The 16,134-nt window shown below is 64.6% G+C and carries 17 protein-coding genes; 1 reads left to right on the top strand and 16 read right to left on the bottom strand.

Translation table 11 applies throughout. The features are described 5' to 3' along the window. Positions 1-756, bottom strand: coding sequence for a ribosome maturation factor RimP (gene rimP / locus SO140_RS06300; protein WP_449377698.1), 756 nt, complete (start codon positions 754-756; stop codon positions 1-3). A 449-nt stretch (positions 757-1,205) separates the two neighbouring features. Here rimP and SO140_RS06305 point away from each other — a divergent pair, with 449 nt between their 5' ends. Then, positions 1,206-2,288: a DUF2336 domain-containing protein gene (locus SO140_RS06305; protein WP_449377697.1), complete on the top strand. Its 1,083-nt coding sequence runs from the start codon at positions 1,206-1,208 to the stop codon at positions 2,286-2,288. A gap of 90 nt (positions 2,289-2,378) precedes the next feature. Here the strand turns inward: SO140_RS06305 and trmB are convergent, their stop codons facing one another. The 15 genes from trmB to trpS form a co-directional block, all read right to left on the bottom strand. Further along, positions 2,379-3,092, bottom strand: a complete 714-nt coding sequence (gene trmB / locus SO140_RS06310) for a tRNA (guanosine(46)-N7)-methyltransferase TrmB (RefSeq protein ID WP_449377696.1) — start codon at positions 3,090-3,092, stop codon at positions 2,379-2,381. Then, positions 3,089-4,216 (bottom strand): M20 family metallopeptidase, encoded by a 1,128-nt coding sequence (locus tag SO140_RS06315; RefSeq protein ID WP_449377695.1) that lies wholly within the window; start codon positions 4,214-4,216, stop codon positions 3,089-3,091. The genes trmB and SO140_RS06315 overlap by 4 nt, the downstream gene beginning before the upstream one ends. Before the next feature lie 119 nt (positions 4,217-4,335). Then, positions 4,336-4,749, bottom strand: a complete 414-nt coding sequence (locus SO140_RS06320) for a helix-turn-helix domain-containing protein (RefSeq protein ID WP_074121911.1) — start codon at positions 4,747-4,749, stop codon at positions 4,336-4,338. Positions 4,750-4,966: 217 nt separating this feature from the next. Continuing rightward, the gene (lnt, locus tag SO140_RS06325) at positions 4,967-6,580 is read right to left on the bottom strand and encodes an apolipoprotein N-acyltransferase (protein ID WP_449377694.1); all 1,614 of its coding nucleotides are present in this window, start codon (positions 6,578-6,580) and stop codon (positions 4,967-4,969) included. Then, a complete protein-coding gene (locus SO140_RS06330) occupies positions 6,577-7,695 on the bottom strand; it encodes a hemolysin family protein (RefSeq protein WP_449377693.1) in 1,119 nt (372 codons plus the stop codon). The genes lnt and SO140_RS06330 overlap by 4 nt, the downstream gene beginning before the upstream one ends. Positions 7,696-7,708: 13 nt before the next feature. Further along, entirely contained in the window at positions 7,709-8,206 is a 498-nt protein-coding gene (gene ybeY, locus SO140_RS06335) for an rRNA maturation RNase YbeY (RefSeq protein WP_449377692.1), read from the bottom strand. Between the two features lie 56 nt (positions 8,207-8,262). Beyond that, on the bottom strand, positions 8,263-9,258 hold the full coding sequence (locus tag SO140_RS06340; protein WP_027528338.1) for a PhoH family protein: 996 nt from the start codon (positions 9,256-9,258) through the stop codon (positions 8,263-8,265). Between the two features lie 65 nt (positions 9,259-9,323). Beyond that, positions 9,324-10,721, bottom strand: coding sequence for a tRNA (N6-isopentenyl adenosine(37)-C2)-methylthiotransferase MiaB (miaB, locus tag SO140_RS06345; protein WP_449377691.1), 1,398 nt, complete (start codon positions 10,719-10,721; stop codon positions 9,324-9,326). Between the two features lie 192 nt (positions 10,722-10,913). Further along, positions 10,914-11,594: an HAD family hydrolase gene (locus SO140_RS06350; protein WP_449377690.1), complete on the bottom strand. Its 681-nt coding sequence runs from the start codon at positions 11,592-11,594 to the stop codon at positions 10,914-10,916. Positions 11,595-11,793: 199 nt separating this feature from the next. Continuing rightward, the gene (locus SO140_RS06355) at positions 11,794-12,246 is read right to left on the bottom strand and encodes a Fur family transcriptional regulator (protein ID WP_449377689.1); all 453 of its coding nucleotides are present in this window, start codon (positions 12,244-12,246) and stop codon (positions 11,794-11,796) included. Between the two features lie 38 nt (positions 12,247-12,284). Further along, on the bottom strand, positions 12,285-12,770 hold the full coding sequence (gene rimI, locus SO140_RS06360) for a ribosomal protein S18-alanine N-acetyltransferase (protein ID WP_449377688.1): 486 nt from the start codon (positions 12,768-12,770) through the stop codon (positions 12,285-12,287). Then, positions 12,767-13,462, bottom strand: a complete 696-nt coding sequence (tsaB, locus tag SO140_RS06365; protein WP_449377687.1) for a tRNA (adenosine(37)-N6)-threonylcarbamoyltransferase complex dimerization subunit type 1 TsaB — start codon at positions 13,460-13,462, stop codon at positions 12,767-12,769. Before tsaB ends, rimI begins: the two co-directional genes overlap by 4 nt. 235 nt (positions 13,463-13,697) lie before the next feature. Next, entirely contained in the window at positions 13,698-14,267 is a 570-nt protein-coding gene (locus SO140_RS06370; protein ID WP_449377686.1) for a NifU family protein, read from the bottom strand. Positions 14,268-14,437: 170 nt separating this feature from the next. Then, positions 14,438-14,932 carry a universal stress protein gene (locus SO140_RS06375; protein WP_449377685.1) on the bottom strand — a complete coding sequence of 165 codons (495 nt, stop codon included), beginning with the start codon at positions 14,930-14,932 and terminating at the stop codon, positions 14,438-14,440. A gap of 108 nt (positions 14,933-15,040) precedes the next feature. Beyond that, positions 15,041-16,093, bottom strand: coding sequence for a tryptophan--tRNA ligase (gene trpS, locus SO140_RS06380; protein ID WP_449377684.1), 1,053 nt, complete (start codon positions 16,091-16,093; stop codon positions 15,041-15,043). Positions 16,094-16,134 lie beyond the last annotated feature (41 nt).

A 16,134-nucleotide genomic window follows, 5' to 3' on the forward strand; every position in this document is an offset into this window, starting at 1 on the left:
CTAGTCTCCTTCGTCAGGCTCGATTTCGCCGCGCCGCGCACGTTCGGCGGTCAGGCGATGTTGCTTGGTGTTTTTCGGTGCCGGCTTCTTCTTCGGCTTGGTGTTCTTGGTCGTCTTCTCGCTGATCTTGGCGTGCGCCGGTTGCGGCGGCTCCAGGCCGAGATTGCGGCGCATCTCGCGCTCCTGCGCCTTACCCCGGCGCATGGACTCCGCGATCAGCTCGTCGGTCAGGACCAGCCGCGCCTCGCCGATATCCTCCATCACCAGGAGAACGTCGGCGTCCTCGCCGGCCTTGACGTCGTCGCGCGTGATGCGAACGCGGTCGCCTTCGATGCCGGCGATGGCGCCGCGAAAGCGCTTTCGTCCGTCATGGGCGACGGCCATCTCGATCTTCAACAGATGCCCCAGATGGCGCTCGAAATCGGAGCGCCGCACCAGCGGCCGGTCGATCCCCGGCGAGGAAACCTCCAGCCGATAGGCGCGGTCGATGGGATCGGCGACATCGAGCACCGGCGACAGCGCCCGAGAGATCGCCTCGCAATCCTCGATCTGCATCGAGCCGTCCGGCCGCTCCGCCATGACCTGGACCGTGCAGCCGGCTTCCCCGGAGATGCGGATCCGCACCAGGCGATAGCCCATGCCTTGCAGCACCGGGCCGGCGATCGCCGAGACCCGCGCGGCCACGCCCGGCTCGACCACGAGCCGCGGCTCGGCCAATAGCTCGGTATCTGTGGAACCAGCGCTGGGTTCGATCATATCTGGGGTCAAGACGCTTCTAGTGGTTAACGCTTGCTTTACGCTGCTTCAGGGAACTCGCGGGGTCGGTCGGCCCCTACAGACGTGGTCGCCCGATCTCGATGCAGGTAATAAAAAAGAGCGGGTCCTTCCGGGCCCACTCTCAATACCGATCGTATGAGAAGATAAGTTGGCGCGGATATAGCGCTTTTCGGCGCTCTCGACAAGGCCCGGCCGCCCCAGGACCGCCTTTTTATGCGGTGCCCGGCCTAAAGCGCGATGAAATCAGGATGGAGCGTCATCCCGCTTTAGGTCCTTGTTTGAGCATGATCTTTTCGGAAAACCGCTACACACTTTTCCGGATCATGCTCTAACCGTTCCTTCACCAAGGATGGCCTAATTTGCCTGCTGGCGGTGCATTTTAAGGCTTCTCGTGTACTCCCGGCGTGCCCAATGCGAGTTCGCGTTTCATGACCGTTGCCACGTCGCTCATTCCCGGACTGGACGAGATCGTCAGGCGCGGCGACCCCAGGCGTCGCAGCGACATCGCGCGCGCCATCGCCGATCTGTTCTTCCAGGACGCCACCAAGCTCAGGCCTGATCTCGTCGATCTCTTCGACAATCTGCTGATCGACCTCGTTCCGCATGCTGACCTGACGGCGCGTATCGATCTTGCCGAGCGATTTTCGCGCGTGGCGAACGCACCGCGCCATCTCGTCGGTCAGCTCGCGCACGAAAACGAAATTCAGGTGGCGGGCCCCGTGTTACGCCGCTCGCCTGTGCTCGACGAAGCCGCGCTGATCGAGATTGCGCGCCTGAAAGGCCAGAGCCACCTTCTCGCCATGACCGAGCGGCCAGTCCTGTCCGCCGATATCACCGATGTGCTGGTCGAGCGCGGCGATCGCGACGTGGTGCGGCGTGCTGCTGGCAATGCCGGTGCCGTGTTCTCGGCGGGCGGCTATTCGGAGCTGATCAAGCGCGCCGCGCAGGACGGCGTGCTGACGCTCAAGATCGGCCAGCGCGACGATCTCTCCGGCGATCAGCTCAAGGACCTTCTCGGCGGAACGCTCGACGTCATCCGCCGCCGCCTGTCGAGCGTGGTCAAGCCTGCGCGCCAGATGGAGATCAGGCGCGCGATGAACGAGCTCGAGGAGGCCTCGCTGCCGCAAGGTCCGCGGCGCGACTTCTCGGCGGCGCAGCGCACCGTGCTCGGTCTCAACCGCGAAGGCCATCTTGGCGAAAGTGCGCTGCTCGGTTTCGCAAAGGCCCACAAATATGAGGAATCCATCGCTGCGCTGTCCGCGATGTCCGGCGTCAGGCTCCCCGTCCTCGACCGTCTGATCGCCGGCGACCGCTACGACCCGATCCTGATCATGGGCCGGGTTTTGAACCTCGGCTGGCCGACCGTGCGCGCCCTGATCCTGTTGTGGTACGGCCCGCAGCGCGCGCCCGCAGATGCCGATATCGAAGCGGCGCGAATGAACTTCACCAAGCTGATGCCGTCGACCGCCGAGCGGGTCGTGAATTTCTGGCGCAGCCGCCAGACGATCTGAGCTCAAAGTAACGCACCTGGGCATCTACGCTTGGCGTCATGGCCGGGACGAGCCTGGCCATGACGACTGCAGATGGACCGCGCGAAGAATCTATACTCGCCTGAATCGCAAATACGCAGCCTTGCGGCCCTCGCGCGCGGCTTTTCTGCCGTAGCGCGTCATGGTGTAGCCGGCCCAGGGCAATCGAAAATCGTCGGCGCGCTCGGCGAGCCAGACGAAGTCCGGCGAGCGGGCGAGATGCGACAACGTCCAGGCGCAATAATCGTCGATGTCGCAGACGAAGCGGAATTCGCCGCCGCTTTCGAGCACGCGCGCCATCGCGGATATGGTCTTGTCCTGGACGAACCGCCGCTTCCAGTGCCGCCGCTTCGGCCACGGATCGGGATGGATCAGGTCGATCCGCGACAGCGAAGAGTTCGGCAGCCAGGCCAGCAGCTCGGCGGCGTCGCCCGCGAACAGGCGGATGTTGCCGATATTGTGCGCCTCGATCTGCGCGAGGATCTTGGCCATGCCGTTGACATAGGGCTCGCAGCCGATGAAGCCGGTGGCCGGAAAGTGTTGCGCCTCCGCCGCGAGATGCTCGCCGCCGCCGAAGCCGATCTCGAGCCGCAGCGCTTGCGCGGCTGGATCGAAGATCGCGCACGCATTCGCAGGCGCCGCTTGCGTGATGTCGAGCGCAAGATGCGGCAGCAGATGCGCAACGAGGTCGGCCTGGTGCTGCCGAAGCTTGTGCCCCTTGCGGCGGCCGAAGAACGCGCGCTCGCCGTCGTCAGCGCGAGCCGGATCCGATCTGCGCTCGCTCATCGCAGCGTCTGGTACAGGCGGTAGAGCAGCCGCGCGCGTGGCTCGAGCGAGGAAACATAGAGCTGCTCATAATGAGTGTGTGCGCCCTTGCCGTCGACGCCGAGCCCGTCGAGCGTTGCGGTATGGGCCGCGGTGAAATTGCCGTCCGATCCGCCGCCGGTGTGGGTGTCGATCAGATCGAAGCCGAGCTCGCCGGCCAGCGTTTTCGCGTGCTCGTAGAGCGAGGCACCGGAATTGCTCTTCTCGTAGGGCGGCCGGTTGAGGTCGCCCGTCACCTTGACGGTGACGCCATCGGTCTTCGAGGTCAGCCCAAGAATCTTTCCGACGAATTCCTCGGCGTCGGCATTGCTGAGCACGCGCAGGTCGACCTCGGCATAGGCTTCTTCCGGCGTGACGTTGGGCCGCGTGCCGCCACGCACCACGCCGACATTGACGGTAACGCCGCGCTTGAGATCGTTCATCCCTTCCAGCGTCTGGATGATGTTGGCGAGCTCGCGGATGGCGCTGCGGCCATCCTCGGGCCGCGAGCCCGCATGCGCGGGCACGCCTCTGATGAAGACTTCGAACCGCCCGACGCCCTTGCGGCCCGTGACGATCTTGCCGCCGTCGCGCGCCGGCTCCGTCACCAGCACATATTTGGCCTTCCGTCCTTCCGCTTCGATCAGCGTGCGCGAGGTTGGGCTGCCGATCTCCTCGTCGGAGGTGAACATGTGGGTGATGCCGAGCGGCGAGTGGTCGGACGTGGCGCAGATGTTGCGGAATGCGTGATGGGCGATATAGGCGCCGCCCTTCATGTCGTAGATGCCGGGGCCGAAGGCGCTGTCGCCCTCGACCTTGAAGGGCAGGCGCTCGATGAAGCCTATCGGGTGTACGGTATCGAGATGGCTGAGCACGAGGATGCCGGGTCTGTCCTGTCCCCATGCAGAGCGCACCACGAGATGATCACCGCAGCCATTGATGCCGGCGACGCGTTCGGTCGTGACGGGCAGGTCGCGATGCTGCTCGGTGACGACAGACATCAGCTTGTTGACCTGCTCAGGCGCTTCCGTCGGCGTCTCGATCTCCACCCAGCGGCGGATGCCCTCAAGGATGGTCGCAGTGTCGAACGGATTTGAGCTGGACATGTCGTCGCCTGTGCCTCGGGGTGAGGAATGTCGTGGAAATTCGCGTGCCTTATACGCGGACCACACATCACGACATAGGCCAGATTTGGCGCAGCCTCATGGCCCGAATGCAGGGCGCCTCAGCGCTTGTCGGGGCCTTCGCGGGCAGCGATCTGCTCGACGAGATCGACGATCGAGCGACGCATCTTGGAATCGGTGATCCGGGTGAAGGCTTTCGTCAGCGCCAGCCCTTCGGATGTGGCGAGGAAGTCGGAAACATAGGAGGGCGAGGCGCCCTCGCTGAAGCCATCGGGGCCCGGCGTGCCGCTTGGTCCGCCCTCGAACAGGAACGAGACCGGCACCTGGAGAATTTCCGCGATCTGCTGGATGCGACTCGCGCCGACCCGGTTGGTGCCCTTCTCGTATTTCTGGATCTGTTGGAACGTCAGGCCAAGCGCTTCGCCAAGCTTCTCCTGGCTCATGCCCAACATGATGCGGCGCATGCGCACGCGGCTGCCGACATATTTGTCAACAGGGTTGGGCGCTTTCGACATCTCTCCTGCCCTCCTCAGACACCTTTAGCGCAACAGGGGAGTATGCGTCAGGTGATAACGTCGCCAAAACCTCTGTTTGGATTCTTGGGAAACATTGCGGAGAAATTTAGCAACGCCCGCTGTCTTCCTGCAGCAAGGGCAGAATGCGGAGCGTGCTGCCGCTCTGTCAACCGGAGGATTACGGTTGTCAAAAGTTTACCGGCAGCGCCGTTGGCGATCAGGGACGTCGTCTGGCAACGCGCTTACGCACCGCAAGAATGACGGCGAGCGCGACGAGGATCGCGGCCGGAATGTCGCCGACCCTGGCATACACGGTTGCTGGGATCGCAGCGGGCAGGCCCGAATCCAGAACGCCCTCGATACCGAGGCCAAGGCTGGCGATGGTCCGACCGACGGGATCGACGACCGCCGAAATTCCCGTATTTGCCGAGCGGACCAGCGGCAATCCAAGCTCGATGGCACGCATTCGAGCCTGCTCCATGTGCTGGTAGGGGCCAGTGGAAATTCCGAACCAGCCGTCATTGGTCAGGTTGACGATCCAGCCCGGCCGTTCTTCGCGTCCTGCAACGTCACCGGGAAAGATGGCTTCGTAGCAAATGAGCGGTAGCGCGGGCGGCACGCTCGGCACCGGCAGTGCATGCCGCACGGTGCCGGGAATGAAGCCGCCCTGAACCCGCGTCAGTTGCTCGAAGCCAAGCTTCTCCATCAGGTCCTGATAGGGAAGAAATTCTCCGAACGGTACCAGGTGCAGCTTGTCGTAGACGGAAAGCACGCTGCCGTCGTGGTCGATCACGTAGATGGAGTTAAAGGCGCGCGTGATTCGCGTGCCCGGTGGCAGATCGGGCGCGCGGACCGATCCCGTGATCAGCACTGTTCCCTTGGGCAGGAGGTCCGCGATTTGCGCCATCGCGTCGGCTTCGCGGGCCAGGAAGAACGGAAAGGCGGATTCAGGCCAGATCAGGATGGTGGTATCGCGTACGCCAGTCGACTGGGGTCCGGAGGCGCGGTCCGACAAAGCCAGGTACTTCTTCATCACCTCCGCCTTGGCGGAGTAGTTGAACTTGGCATCCTGCTGAAGGTTCGGCTGCATCAGGCGAAGCTTTGCGCCCGCCACCATCGTCGTTGGATGCAGCGACAGGCGGATCGCGCCGAAGATGCCCATGACGATCAGCAGTGCGATCGCTGCGACCGGCACGCGCCACGGAATTTTCTTGTCCGGCGTGCGGTCGATCAGCGCCGCAGGGCTGGCGAAGATCGCGACCGTCAGGAACGTCATGCCCCAGAGGCCGATCAGTGACGCAGTCTGCGCCAGCGGCAGCGGCTCGGACAGCGAGTAGCCGAAGGCGTTCCATGGAAAGCCGGTCAGGGCATGGCCGCGCATCCACTCGGCGACGGTGAGACTTGCCGCGAGCGCGAGGATGCGCCCGGCGTCCTTGGTCCAGAGCAGCCGCGCCAGCGCAAATCCGATCGCCGTGTAGATTGCGAGATAGGCCGGCAGGCCCAGCACTGCGAACGGCGTCAGCCAGGCAAAGGTCTGGGCATCGACGAAGAAGGCGTAGCCGATCCAGTAGAGGCCGGGGACGAAATAGCCGAGCCCGAACCAGTAGCCTGTCAGCGCCGCGGCGGGAACGCCGCCGAACCGGCCGCCGCCGGCCCCGTCGATCAGCCAGACCAGCACCGGGAAGGTCAGAAATAGCACCGGCCAGGCGTTGAAAGGCGCCAGCGCCAGCACCGAGAGCGCGCCGGCCGCCATGGCAATGAGCGCGCGCTTCCATCCCCAGGTGAGGATGATGGCAAGGGCGACCATCCGAAGTCGTTGCGCCGGGGTCACTGCGTGCCGGCTCCGTCGCCGGGCGGCGGATTGGGCGTGTCGCCGGATGGCGGCGTGCCTTGATCGGGTGAGGCCTCGCGGCGGCGGCTTTCGCGCTGGGTGCGCGGGGCCGGACGTTCCTTGCGAGCCGCGATGCGCAGGCGCTTGACGCGGCGCGGATCGGCGTCGAGCACCTCGACCTCGTAATTGCCGGGACCGGAGATCACTTCGCCGCGCACCGGCAGGCGGCCGACGAAGCTGACGAGATAGCCGCCGAGCGTCTCGACCTCCTCACCCGCTTCGCCGGTGACGAAATCCTCGCCGATCACGGAGCGGACGTCGTCCAGGCTCGCGCGCGCATCGGCGATGAAGGAATTGTCGAGCTGGCGTACGATCGACGGCGGCTCGTCGCTGTCGTGCTCGTCGTCGATCTCGCCGACGATCTGCTCGACGATGTCCTCGAGCGAGACCAGCCCGTCGGAGCCGCCATATTCGTCGACGACGAGCGCGAGATGGATGCGCGAGGCCTGCATCTGTGCGAGCAGGTCGATTGCCCGCATCGACGGCGGCACGTAGAGGAGCTTGCGGATGATGTTGGCATCCTGCAGCGGCAGCGCGAGGTCGACCGCGCGCAAATCGAGACCGGCGGGCAGCGGCTTCTTGCGCTTGGTCTTGGTGGCTTCCGAGACGCGGGCCTTGGCCGTCATGAAGGTCAGGAGATCGCGGATGTGCACGATGCCGACGGGATCGTCGAGCGTCTCGTTGTAGACCACGAAGCGGGAATGGCCCGCGCTCTCGAAGCGGTCCATCAGCTCGCCGAGCGGAATGTCGCGCTTCACTGCGATGATGTCGGCGCGATGCACCATGACGTCGGCGATGCGGCGCTCATGCAGGTTGAGGATGTTGCGCAGCATGGTGCGCTCGACGGCGGAGAAGCCGGCATCGTCAGGCGTCGTGGCGTCGAGCACGACCTGGAGATCGTCGCGAACCGAACCGGCCTTCCAGCCGAACAGCGTGCGGATGGCGCGGATCAGCCAGCCTTCGGCTGTCGGACGCGCGATCTCGCCCGGCTGCACCACCGCCGGCAGGTTGCGGGTGTTGCGCGGATTGTCGTGGATTGGTTCGGAATCCGCCATCTCAATCGATCCGTCAGCGCTCTGCATAGGGGTCCGGGATACCGAGCTGGGCCAGGACGTCCTGTTCGAGTGCTTCCATCTCCTCTGCGTCAGCATCGTTTTCGTGGTCGTAGCCGATCAGGTGCAGGAAACCGTGCACCGCGAGATGGCTCAAATGGTGGTCGAACGGCTTCTGTTCCTCGTCCGCCTCGCGCCGCAGGGTCTCATAGGCGATGGCGATGTCGCCGAGCATGCGCGGCGCATCGCCCGCCTTCCATTCGCCCTCCGGCTGGAGTGCAGGAAAGGACAGCACGTTGGTCGGCTTGTCGATGCCGCGCCAGTTGCTGTTCAGCGTGCGGATGCCGGAATCATCGGTCAGCATCACGGCCACTTCGGCGTCGGTGACGTCGTCGTCGACGGAAGAGGCCGCCGCGGCGATCGCGCGCTGGATCACCGCTTCGGCATCGGGCTCGCTCTGCCAGCAGTCGGCAACGACGAGAACCTCGGTCATGGGAAGATTGGAATGCGACATGGTGTTGTTCGGAACGGACGGCGCTTGGCTTGCGTCGTTCGATCCGGATTTTCTCGCTATGGCTTGCCTGCGGCCGGCCGTTGCGCCGACCCCTCATAGGCGGCAACGATCCGCGCCACGAGCTCGTGCCGGATCACGTCCTCGGCGGTGAAATGAACTTGTGAAATGCCCTCGACGCCGCCGAGCAGACGGGTCGCCTCCGACAGGCCGGAGGTCTGGCCGTTCGGCAGGTCGATCTGCGACGGATCGCCGGTCACGATCATGCGGCTGTTCTCGCCGAGACGGGTCAGAAACATCTTCATCTGCATCGAGGTGGTGTTCTGCGCCTCGTCCAGGATGATCACGGCATTGGTCAGCGTGCGGCCGCGCATGAAGGCGAGCGGCGCGATCTCGATCTCGCCGGTCTGCAGCGCGCGCTCGACGATACGCGCATCCATCAGGTCATACAGCGCGTCATAGATCGGGCGCAGATAGGGATCGACCTTCTCGCGGAGATCGCCAGGCAGGAAGCCGAGCCGCTCGCCGGCCTCCACCGCCGGGCGCGACAGGATGATCTTGTCGACCTCCTTGCGCTCGAATAGTTGCGCGGCGTGCGCGACGGCGAGCCAGGTCTTGCCGGTGCCGGCCGGGCCGATGCCGAACACCAGCTCATGGCGCTTCAGTGCACGAATATAGGAATCCTGCGCGGCGGTGCGTGCGCGCACGGGGCGCTTGCGCAAATTGATGCTTTCGAAGGTCGACTTGGCCGACTTGGCGTCGAACTCGAACAGCGAGCCCTGCGCGATCACGGCGCGGATCGCGCCTTCGACCTCGCCCTGGTCGAGATCCTGTCCCTTCACCGCCTGGGCGTAGAGCATTTCCAGCACGCGCCGCGCGGCGTCGCAGCCATCGCGCGTGCCGCCGATGGTGATGTGGTTGCCCTTGGAGTCGACGACGACGCCGAGCCGGCGCTCGACCTGTGCCAGATTCTGCCCGTAGGGGCCGACCAGCGCGGAAGCGGCGCGGTTGTCGTCGAAGTCGATGACGACCTGGGTTTCGGGCGGAACTTGCATGTCGCGGTCAAATTTGCGGCTGGGAGCGAACGAAGACGAATCCGATGCGCTTTTGGGCAAGGGTTTCAGGCTCCAGTGGCGATTGGCGATAAAGCGGGCCGCTGCGCGGGCTCAGGCGTCGCGAGCGCGCCGAGCAGGCTGTAGCGTTCGAGGCTGTCGATGCGCACCGGCAGGATTTTACCGATGATGTCGGGCGAAGCCATCACATGCGCGGGCTGAAGGTAAGCGGTGCGGCCGACGATCTGGCCGTCCTTGCGCGCCTCGCGCTCGAACAACACGTCGACGGTTGTGCCAATCGCAGCCTTGTTGAAGGCCGATTGCTGGGCGTCGATCAACTCCTGGAGCCGCTCCAATCGCTGGTCCATCTCGACTAGGGACACCGTCTCCTGCATGTCCGCGGCCGGGGTTCCCGGCCGGGCCGAATATTTGAACGAGTAGGCTGCAGCGTAGCCGATTTGTGTGACCAGTGCGAGGGTCGCGCGAAAATCTTGCTCGGTCTCCCCAGGGAAGCCCACGATAAAATCTGATGAAAAAGCAATGTCTTGGCGCACAGCCCGGAAACGGTCGATGATCTTCCGATAATCATCGGCGGTATGTTTGCGGTTCATGGCCGCCAGGATCCGGTCCGAGCCGGACTGCACCGGCAGGTGCACGAAGGGCATCAGGCCGGGCAGATCGCGGTGGGCCGCAATCAGACTGTCATCGACGTCGCGAGGGTGGCTGGTGGAATAGCGCAGGCGCGCGATGCCGGGAATCTGCGCGAGATGCTCGAGCAGCTTGCCGAGCGGCCAGCTTCGTCCGTCCGGTCCCTCGCCATGATAGGCGTTGACGTTCTGGCCGATCAGCGTGAGCTCGCGCACGCCGTTGTCGGCGAGCCGCTTCACGTCGTCGACGATCTTCGCCACGGGCCGCGACACCTCGGCGCCGCGCGTATAGGGCACGACGCAGAAGGTGCAGAACTTGTCGCAGCCTTCCTGCACGGTGACGAAAGCGGAGATGCCGCGCGCGCGGATCGCTTCGGGCTTTGGCTGGGCGAGGAAGCCGAACTTGTCGGCCGCCGGAAATTCGGTCTCGATCGCGCGGCCGTCGTGGCCTGCGCGCTTCAACAGCTCCGGCAAATGATGATAGCTCTGCGGGCCCACCACGACATCGACGACAGGCGCGCGGCGCACGATCTCATCGCCCTCGGCCTGCGCCACGCAGCCGGCGACCGCGATCTGCATGGTGCGGCCACCGCGCGCCGCCTCGTCCTTGGCGGCGCGCAGGCGGCCGAGCTCGGAATAGACCTTCTCCGAGGCCTTCTCGCGGATATGGCAGGTATTGAGGATGACGAGGTCGGCATCCTCTGCGCTCGCCGTCTCCACGAATCCTTCCGGAGCCAGCGTGTCCACCATGCGCTGGGCATCGTAGACGTTCATCTGGCAGCCATATGATTTGATGTGCAGCTTGCGCGGCGGCGTCATGGAACCCGGATTTGAGGTGGAGAACGGCCCTCAGATATAGGTTGGACGAGCGAAAATCCAGCGAATGGAGGCCCCTGGGCCGTCATTCCGGGGCGCTCGCATAGCGAGCGAGCCCGGAATCCAGAGGTTTCGGCGCGAGATTCCGGGTTCATCGCTGCGCGATGCCCCGGAATGACAGAGGCGGTGGTGAAATCACTCGGCCAAGGCGTCGGCTTCGACCCGGCGGACCAGGTCCGGCAATTGCCGCATATCGTCGAAGGTCAGGTCGGCGCCCGCTTGTCGCAGGACATCGGCATAGCCTGGACGACAATGGCTACCCCCGTAAAAGCCGAACACGGTCATTCCGGCTGCCCGCGCGCCGGCGATGCCGGCTACACTATCCTCGATCACGACGCAGCGCTCCGGCGGCACCTTCATCTCGCTTGCGGCAAACAGGAACAGGTCCGGCGCCGGCTTGCCGTTCTTCACTTGCGAGGCCGAGAAGATGTTCGGCACAAGGCGCTCGTAGAGCGCAGTTCTCCCCAGGCTGACCCGCATGCGCTGATGCGAGCCACTGGAGGCCACGCACACGCGTTGTGTGACCTGGTCGAGCACGTCGTGAATGCCGCGTATCGCTTCCAGGTCGCGCTCGAACGAGCCGAACAATTCATCCTGCAGATCGGTGTGATAGGTGTCTGGCAGCTTGCGGCCAAGCTCGGTCTCGATCTCGAGATTGGCCTGTCGCGTCGATCGTCCGAGAAAGCGCGCGAACACCTCTTCCGACGTGATCGGATAGCCGTGTCGGCTCAGCACGTCCGCATGCGCCTGACACGAGATGACCTCGCTGTCGACGAGCACACCGTCGCAGTCGAAGATGATGAGGTCGATCGGCACTAGAGCGCGCCGTTTTCACCTCTCCCATAGGGAGAGGTCGGCGCGACGCGCCGGGTGAGGGGCTTCAGTCTCTCGTGGGACCTGCGCCCCCTCACCCGATTTGCACTGGACGATGCTTCGCATCGCCAGGAGCAAATCGACCTCTCCCCGATGGGGAGAGGTGAACCGATCGCGCGGGGCGGTCTGTGCAAAATCGCCATCAGTTGGATGGCTTGTCGTCGTCGAGCGGGACGCAATAGAGCTCGAGCCGGTGGTCGACCAGCTTGTAGCCGAGCTTGCGGGCGATCTCCGCCTGCAGCTTCTCGATCTCTTCGGAGGTGAATTCGATCACCTTGCCGTCGCGCAGGTTGATGAGGTGGTCGTGATGACTGTCGCGCATCTGCTCGTAGCGCGCGCGGCCCTCGCGAAAATCGTGGCGCTCGATGATGCCGGCATCCTCGAACAGTTTTACGGTGCGATAGACGGTCGAGATCGAGATCTTGTCGTCGACTGCGACGCAGCGCCGGTAGAGTTCCTCGACATCAGGGTGATCCACGGCTTCCGCGAGCACGCGGGCGATGACGCGGCGCTGCTCGGTCATGCGCATGCCGGTAGCGGCACAGCGCGCCTCGATGCCGGTCGCCTTCACGGACGAATGTTTGAGTACGGTCATAGGGTTGTCTGCCTGGCGGGCACTTTGTTCAATCGATGTTACGACAAGTCACGTCGCATCAGAAGTGCGTTCAATTGTTCCCCGTTTGCCTGCTTATAGTAGCGTTCGCGGCGCCCGACCACCATGAATCCGACGCCGTCGTAGAGCGCCCGCGCCGGCCGGTTATTTTCCTCAACTTCGAGAAATATAGTGCGCACACCGCGGCCAGCGAGGTGGCCGAGATGGGTCAAGAGCAGCGCGCGGGAGAATCCGCGGCCGCGATAGGCCTGATCCACGGCAACGGAGAGGATTTCCGCCTCGTCCGCACCCATCCGCGACACCGCAAAACCGATCGTCTTGCGGCCCAATCGTAAGCGATCTACCTGCGTGTTGCGCTCGCTCATCATGCTTTCGAATTCGCCTTCGCCCCAGCCGCGCGCAAAGGATGCGGCGTGCAGCTCTGCCAGCCGCGCGGCGTCGCGCGCGGTCGCACCCTCGACGACGGCGCTGCCGCCGCGCCACCATTCGGCGAGCCAATTCATCATGAGGTTGCGGCGTGTGCTGCGAGTGGCGGAATGGCGGCCGGTTTCGCATCGGGCGCACGCAGGTAAAATGGACGCGCCGGCGTGGTGTCGGGATCAGCGGCCGCCGCCAGCCACGCCACCCAATTGATGTCAGGCGCGGCCTGCGGATCGACGGCGATCGGTTGGGCTGCGTCCTTCGGCCAGCGATCGGCGAGAATCTTGGCGGCATTGCCGACCAGGTGCGGCGCGCCGAATTGCGAGGCGGCAATCGCCTCGTCGATGCCGGCAACTCTTGGCCGCACGAGCTGCCTGCCATCGCCGGCGACGATCTGGAAATAGACGTGATCATGCCGCGCATCGATCGCGGAGATGACGGGCGCCGGCTTGTTCTGGCTGACGATGGCGGCTGCATAGGCCGACAGCGTCGTCAGCCCCACCGCCGGCTTGCCGGCGGCGAGCGCAAGTCCGCGCGCGGCCGAAATCCCGACGCGCAGACCCGTGAAGCTGCCGGGACCGGTGGTAACCGCGATGCGGTCGAGCGCGGTGAAGCTGAGCTCGGCCGATCGCATCACCCGCGCGATCAGCGGCATCAGCGCTTCCGCATGCCCGCGCTTCATCGGCAGCGATTCCTGCGCGACCAGTTTGGCGGTTTCGGTGTTCAGCACCGCTGCGGCGCAGGCGTCGAGCGCAGTATCGATGGCAAGGATCAGCATGCAAGAACGAATGGCGAGTGGTGAATGGTGAAAAGTCTAGCGAACCAAGCGCCTATTCGCCATCCGTCACGCACTATTCGCAGCCCCCCTGCCATCGCCGCACTTCGTAGGGTGGGCAAATCGACTTGTCCGCCGTAGCTCGAAGAGCGAAGGCGGAAGCGTGCCCACCACTTCTAACACACCTTGGATGGTGGGCACGGCGCACTGCGCCTTTGCCCACCCTACTATACCTTGATCACATCGGCCGGACTTCGACCACGTCGGGCACGAAATGCTTCAAGAGGTTCTGGATGCCGTGCTGGAGCGTCGCGGTCGATGACGGGCAGCCGGAGCAGGCGCCCTTCATGTTGAGGTAGACGACGCCGTCCTTGAAGCCGCGGAAGGTGATGTCGCCGCCGTCATTGGCGACAGCGGGCCGCACGCGGGTCTCGATCAGATCCTTGATCATGTCGACTGTCTCGGCATCCGCCTCGTCGAAAAATTCGTCGTCCTCGTCGAGGGCGTCGTCGCTGGCGGCCACGCCATCGGCGAGCAGCGGCGCGCCGGACATGTAGTGCTCCATGATGGCGCCGAGGATCGCGGGCTTGAGCTGCTGCCACTCACCACTCGCCTTGGTCACGGTGATGAAGTCGCTGCCGTAGAAGACGCTGGTGACGCCGGGCACGTCGAACAGCCTTTCGGCCAGCGGCGAGCGGGCGGCGGCCTCGCGCGAGGCGAATTCCATCGGGCCGCCGTCGGACACGAGGCGGCCGGGAATGAACTTCAACGTGGCGGGATTGGGGGTGGCTTCGGTCTGAATGAACATGGTTTTCTCCGGACGTCGCCGGTTCAAGGCCGGCGCGTGAGTTCTCAGTACCAGATGGCGACGCCAAACGCACGGTCAAGGGGCGGGTAGGGAAGTTTCGTTGTGGGATCAGCGGGTTAGAGAAGACGCTGTCACTTACCCTTCCCTTGAGGGGGGATGAGCGCAGCGCCTTACGACAGTGCGTCGACTTCGGGGTCGCTCAATTCGCCTGAAATGATCGTTACTGGAATCGGGAACGTGCCGACGGCATTGGCGAGCAGTGCGACGTGCGGCCCCGGTCCCTCGGCGCCGGGATTGGCAGCGAGCACCAGCATCGCGATATCCGGATCCTGATCGATGACATCGAGCAGCTGTTCCATTGGGGCGCCCTCCCGGATCACCCGTTCCGGCGTGATCGCGGCGATGCCGTTGGCGCGGCCGGCAGCGCGGTCGAGCGCGGCATCGGCCGCCTCCTGCGCCTCGGCGCGCATGATGTCGGCGACACCCAGCCATTGCTGGTTCTGGTCTTCGGTCTCGATGATGCGCAGCATCACCACGCCGCCGCCGGCGCGGATCGCCCAGCGGCTGGCGTAATAGACCGCGCGATCCCATTCGGCGGTGTCGTCAACGATGACAAGGCATTTCGGCTTGTGACCCGGCTCAAAGCATCGTCGCTTGCTGCTCATGCATGTCCCGGCGTATCCCCGCCCGGCATGCTGCCACACTCCCCTTGCCTTTGGGAGAGGGACGTTGGCCGGCGCCGCGGCGTCGGCCAGACTTCGCAGGCGCAACAATCAACGCTTGCGGATGAAGCCGACGATGTCCTTGGACAGCGCCATGGTTTCGTCCGCAATCGCGCGCGCGCGGTCGGCGCCGTCGTTCAGGATGGCGTCGATGTGACCGGGGTCGGCGACCAGGCGCTTCATCTCGCCGGCGATCGGCGCCAGCTTGGTGACGCAGAGATCGACCAGCGCGTTCTTGAAGCCGGAGAACTGGCCGCCGCCGAAATCGCGCAGCACCTCGGCCTTCGCCTGGCCCGACAGCGCGGCGAAAATGCCGACGAGGTTGTCGGCCTCGGGGCGCGCTTCCAGGCCCTTCTCCTCCGTCGGCAGCGGCTCCGGATCGGTCTTCGCCTTGCGGACCTTCTGCGCGATGGTGTCGGCATCGTCGGTCAAATTGATGCGCGAATAGTCCGACGCATCCGACTTCGACATCTTCTTGGTGCCGTCGCGCAAGCTCATTACACGCGTCGCCGGTCCCGTGATCAGCGGTTCCGGGAGCGGGAAGAACAGGCCGTCATTGGCGCCGTGGCTGCGGATCGAATCGCCAAAATCGTTGTTGAACTTCTGCGCGATGTCGCGCGAAAGCTCGAGGTGCTGCTTCTGGTCCTCGCCGACCGGAACATGCGTGGCGCGGTACAGCAGAATGTCGGCCGCCATCAGCACGGGGTAGTCGTAAAGACCGACAGAGGCGTTCTCGCGGTCCTTGCCGGCCTTCTCCTTGAACTGGGTCATACGGTTCAGCCAACCCATGCGCGCGACGCAGTTGAAGATCCAGGCGAGCTCGGCGTGGCCTGCGACCTGGCTCTGGTTGAACACGATGTGCTTCTTCGGATCGATGCCGCTGGCGATGAACGCCGCGGTCACCTCGCGGGTGTTGCGCGCGAGCTCGGCGGGCCCACCCCAGACGTCCACCCCTTGCGTGATCGCGTGCATGTCGACGACGCAATAGATGCAGTTGTGCGTTTCTTGCATCTTCACGAAGTTGACGATGGCGCCGAGATAGTTGCCGAGGTGCAGATTGCCCGTCGGCTGGACGCCCGAAAAAACCCGTTCAACGAATGGCATGGTAAGCTTTCCTGGCAAGCCTTCCTGAGGTCGACGGGCCG

The organism is Bradyrhizobium sp. UFLA05-108 (assembly GCF_059803455.1).

Bases quoted from the DNA above. Each gene is read 5' to 3' on its own strand.
- rimP (WP_449377698.1), bottom strand. From the start codon at position 756: ATGATCGAACCCAGCGCTGGTTCCACAGATACCGAGCTATTGGCCGAG.
- trpS (WP_449377684.1), bottom strand. From the start codon at position 16,093: ATGCCATTCGTTGAACGGGTTTTTTCGGGCGTCCAGCCGACGGGCAAT.
- SO140_RS06315 (WP_449377695.1), bottom strand. From the start codon at position 4,216: ATGTCCAGCTCAAATCCGTTCGACACTGCGACCATCCTTGAGGGCATC.
- miaB (WP_449377691.1), bottom strand. From the start codon at position 10,721: ATGACGCCGCCGCGCAAGCTGCACATCAAATCATATGGCTGCCAGATG.
- SO140_RS06340 (WP_027528338.1), bottom strand. From the start codon at position 9,258: ATGCAAGTTCCGCCCGAAACCCAGGTCGTCATCGACTTCGACGACAAC.
- SO140_RS06370 (WP_449377686.1), bottom strand. From the start codon at position 14,267: ATGTTCATTCAGACCGAAGCCACCCCCAATCCCGCCACGTTGAAGTTC.
- SO140_RS06330 (WP_449377693.1), bottom strand. From the start codon at position 7,695: ATGGCGGATTCCGAACCAATCCACGACAATCCGCGCAACACCCGCAAC.
- SO140_RS06355 (WP_449377689.1), bottom strand. From the start codon at position 12,246: ATGACCGTACTCAAACATTCGTCCGTGAAGGCGACCGGCATCGAGGCG.
- ybeY (WP_449377692.1), bottom strand. From the start codon at position 8,206: ATGTCGCATTCCAATCTTCCCATGACCGAGGTTCTCGTCGTTGCCGAC.
- SO140_RS06320 (WP_074121911.1), bottom strand. From the start codon at position 4,749: ATGTCGAAAGCGCCCAACCCTGTTGACAAATATGTCGGCAGCCGCGTG.
- rimI (WP_449377688.1), bottom strand. From the start codon at position 12,770: ATGATGAATTGGCTCGCCGAATGGTGGCGCGGCGGCAGCGCCGTCGTC.
- tsaB (WP_449377687.1), bottom strand. From the start codon at position 13,462: ATGCTGATCCTTGCCATCGATACTGCGCTCGACGCCTGCGCCGCAGCG.
- SO140_RS06375 (WP_449377685.1), bottom strand. From the start codon at position 14,932: ATGAGCAGCAAGCGACGATGCTTTGAGCCGGGTCACAAGCCGAAATGC.
- trmB (WP_449377696.1), bottom strand. From the start codon at position 3,092: ATGAGCGAGCGCAGATCGGATCCGGCTCGCGCTGACGACGGCGAGCGC.
- SO140_RS06305 (WP_449377697.1), top strand. From the start codon at position 1,206: ATGACCGTTGCCACGTCGCTCATTCCCGGACTGGACGAGATCGTCAGG.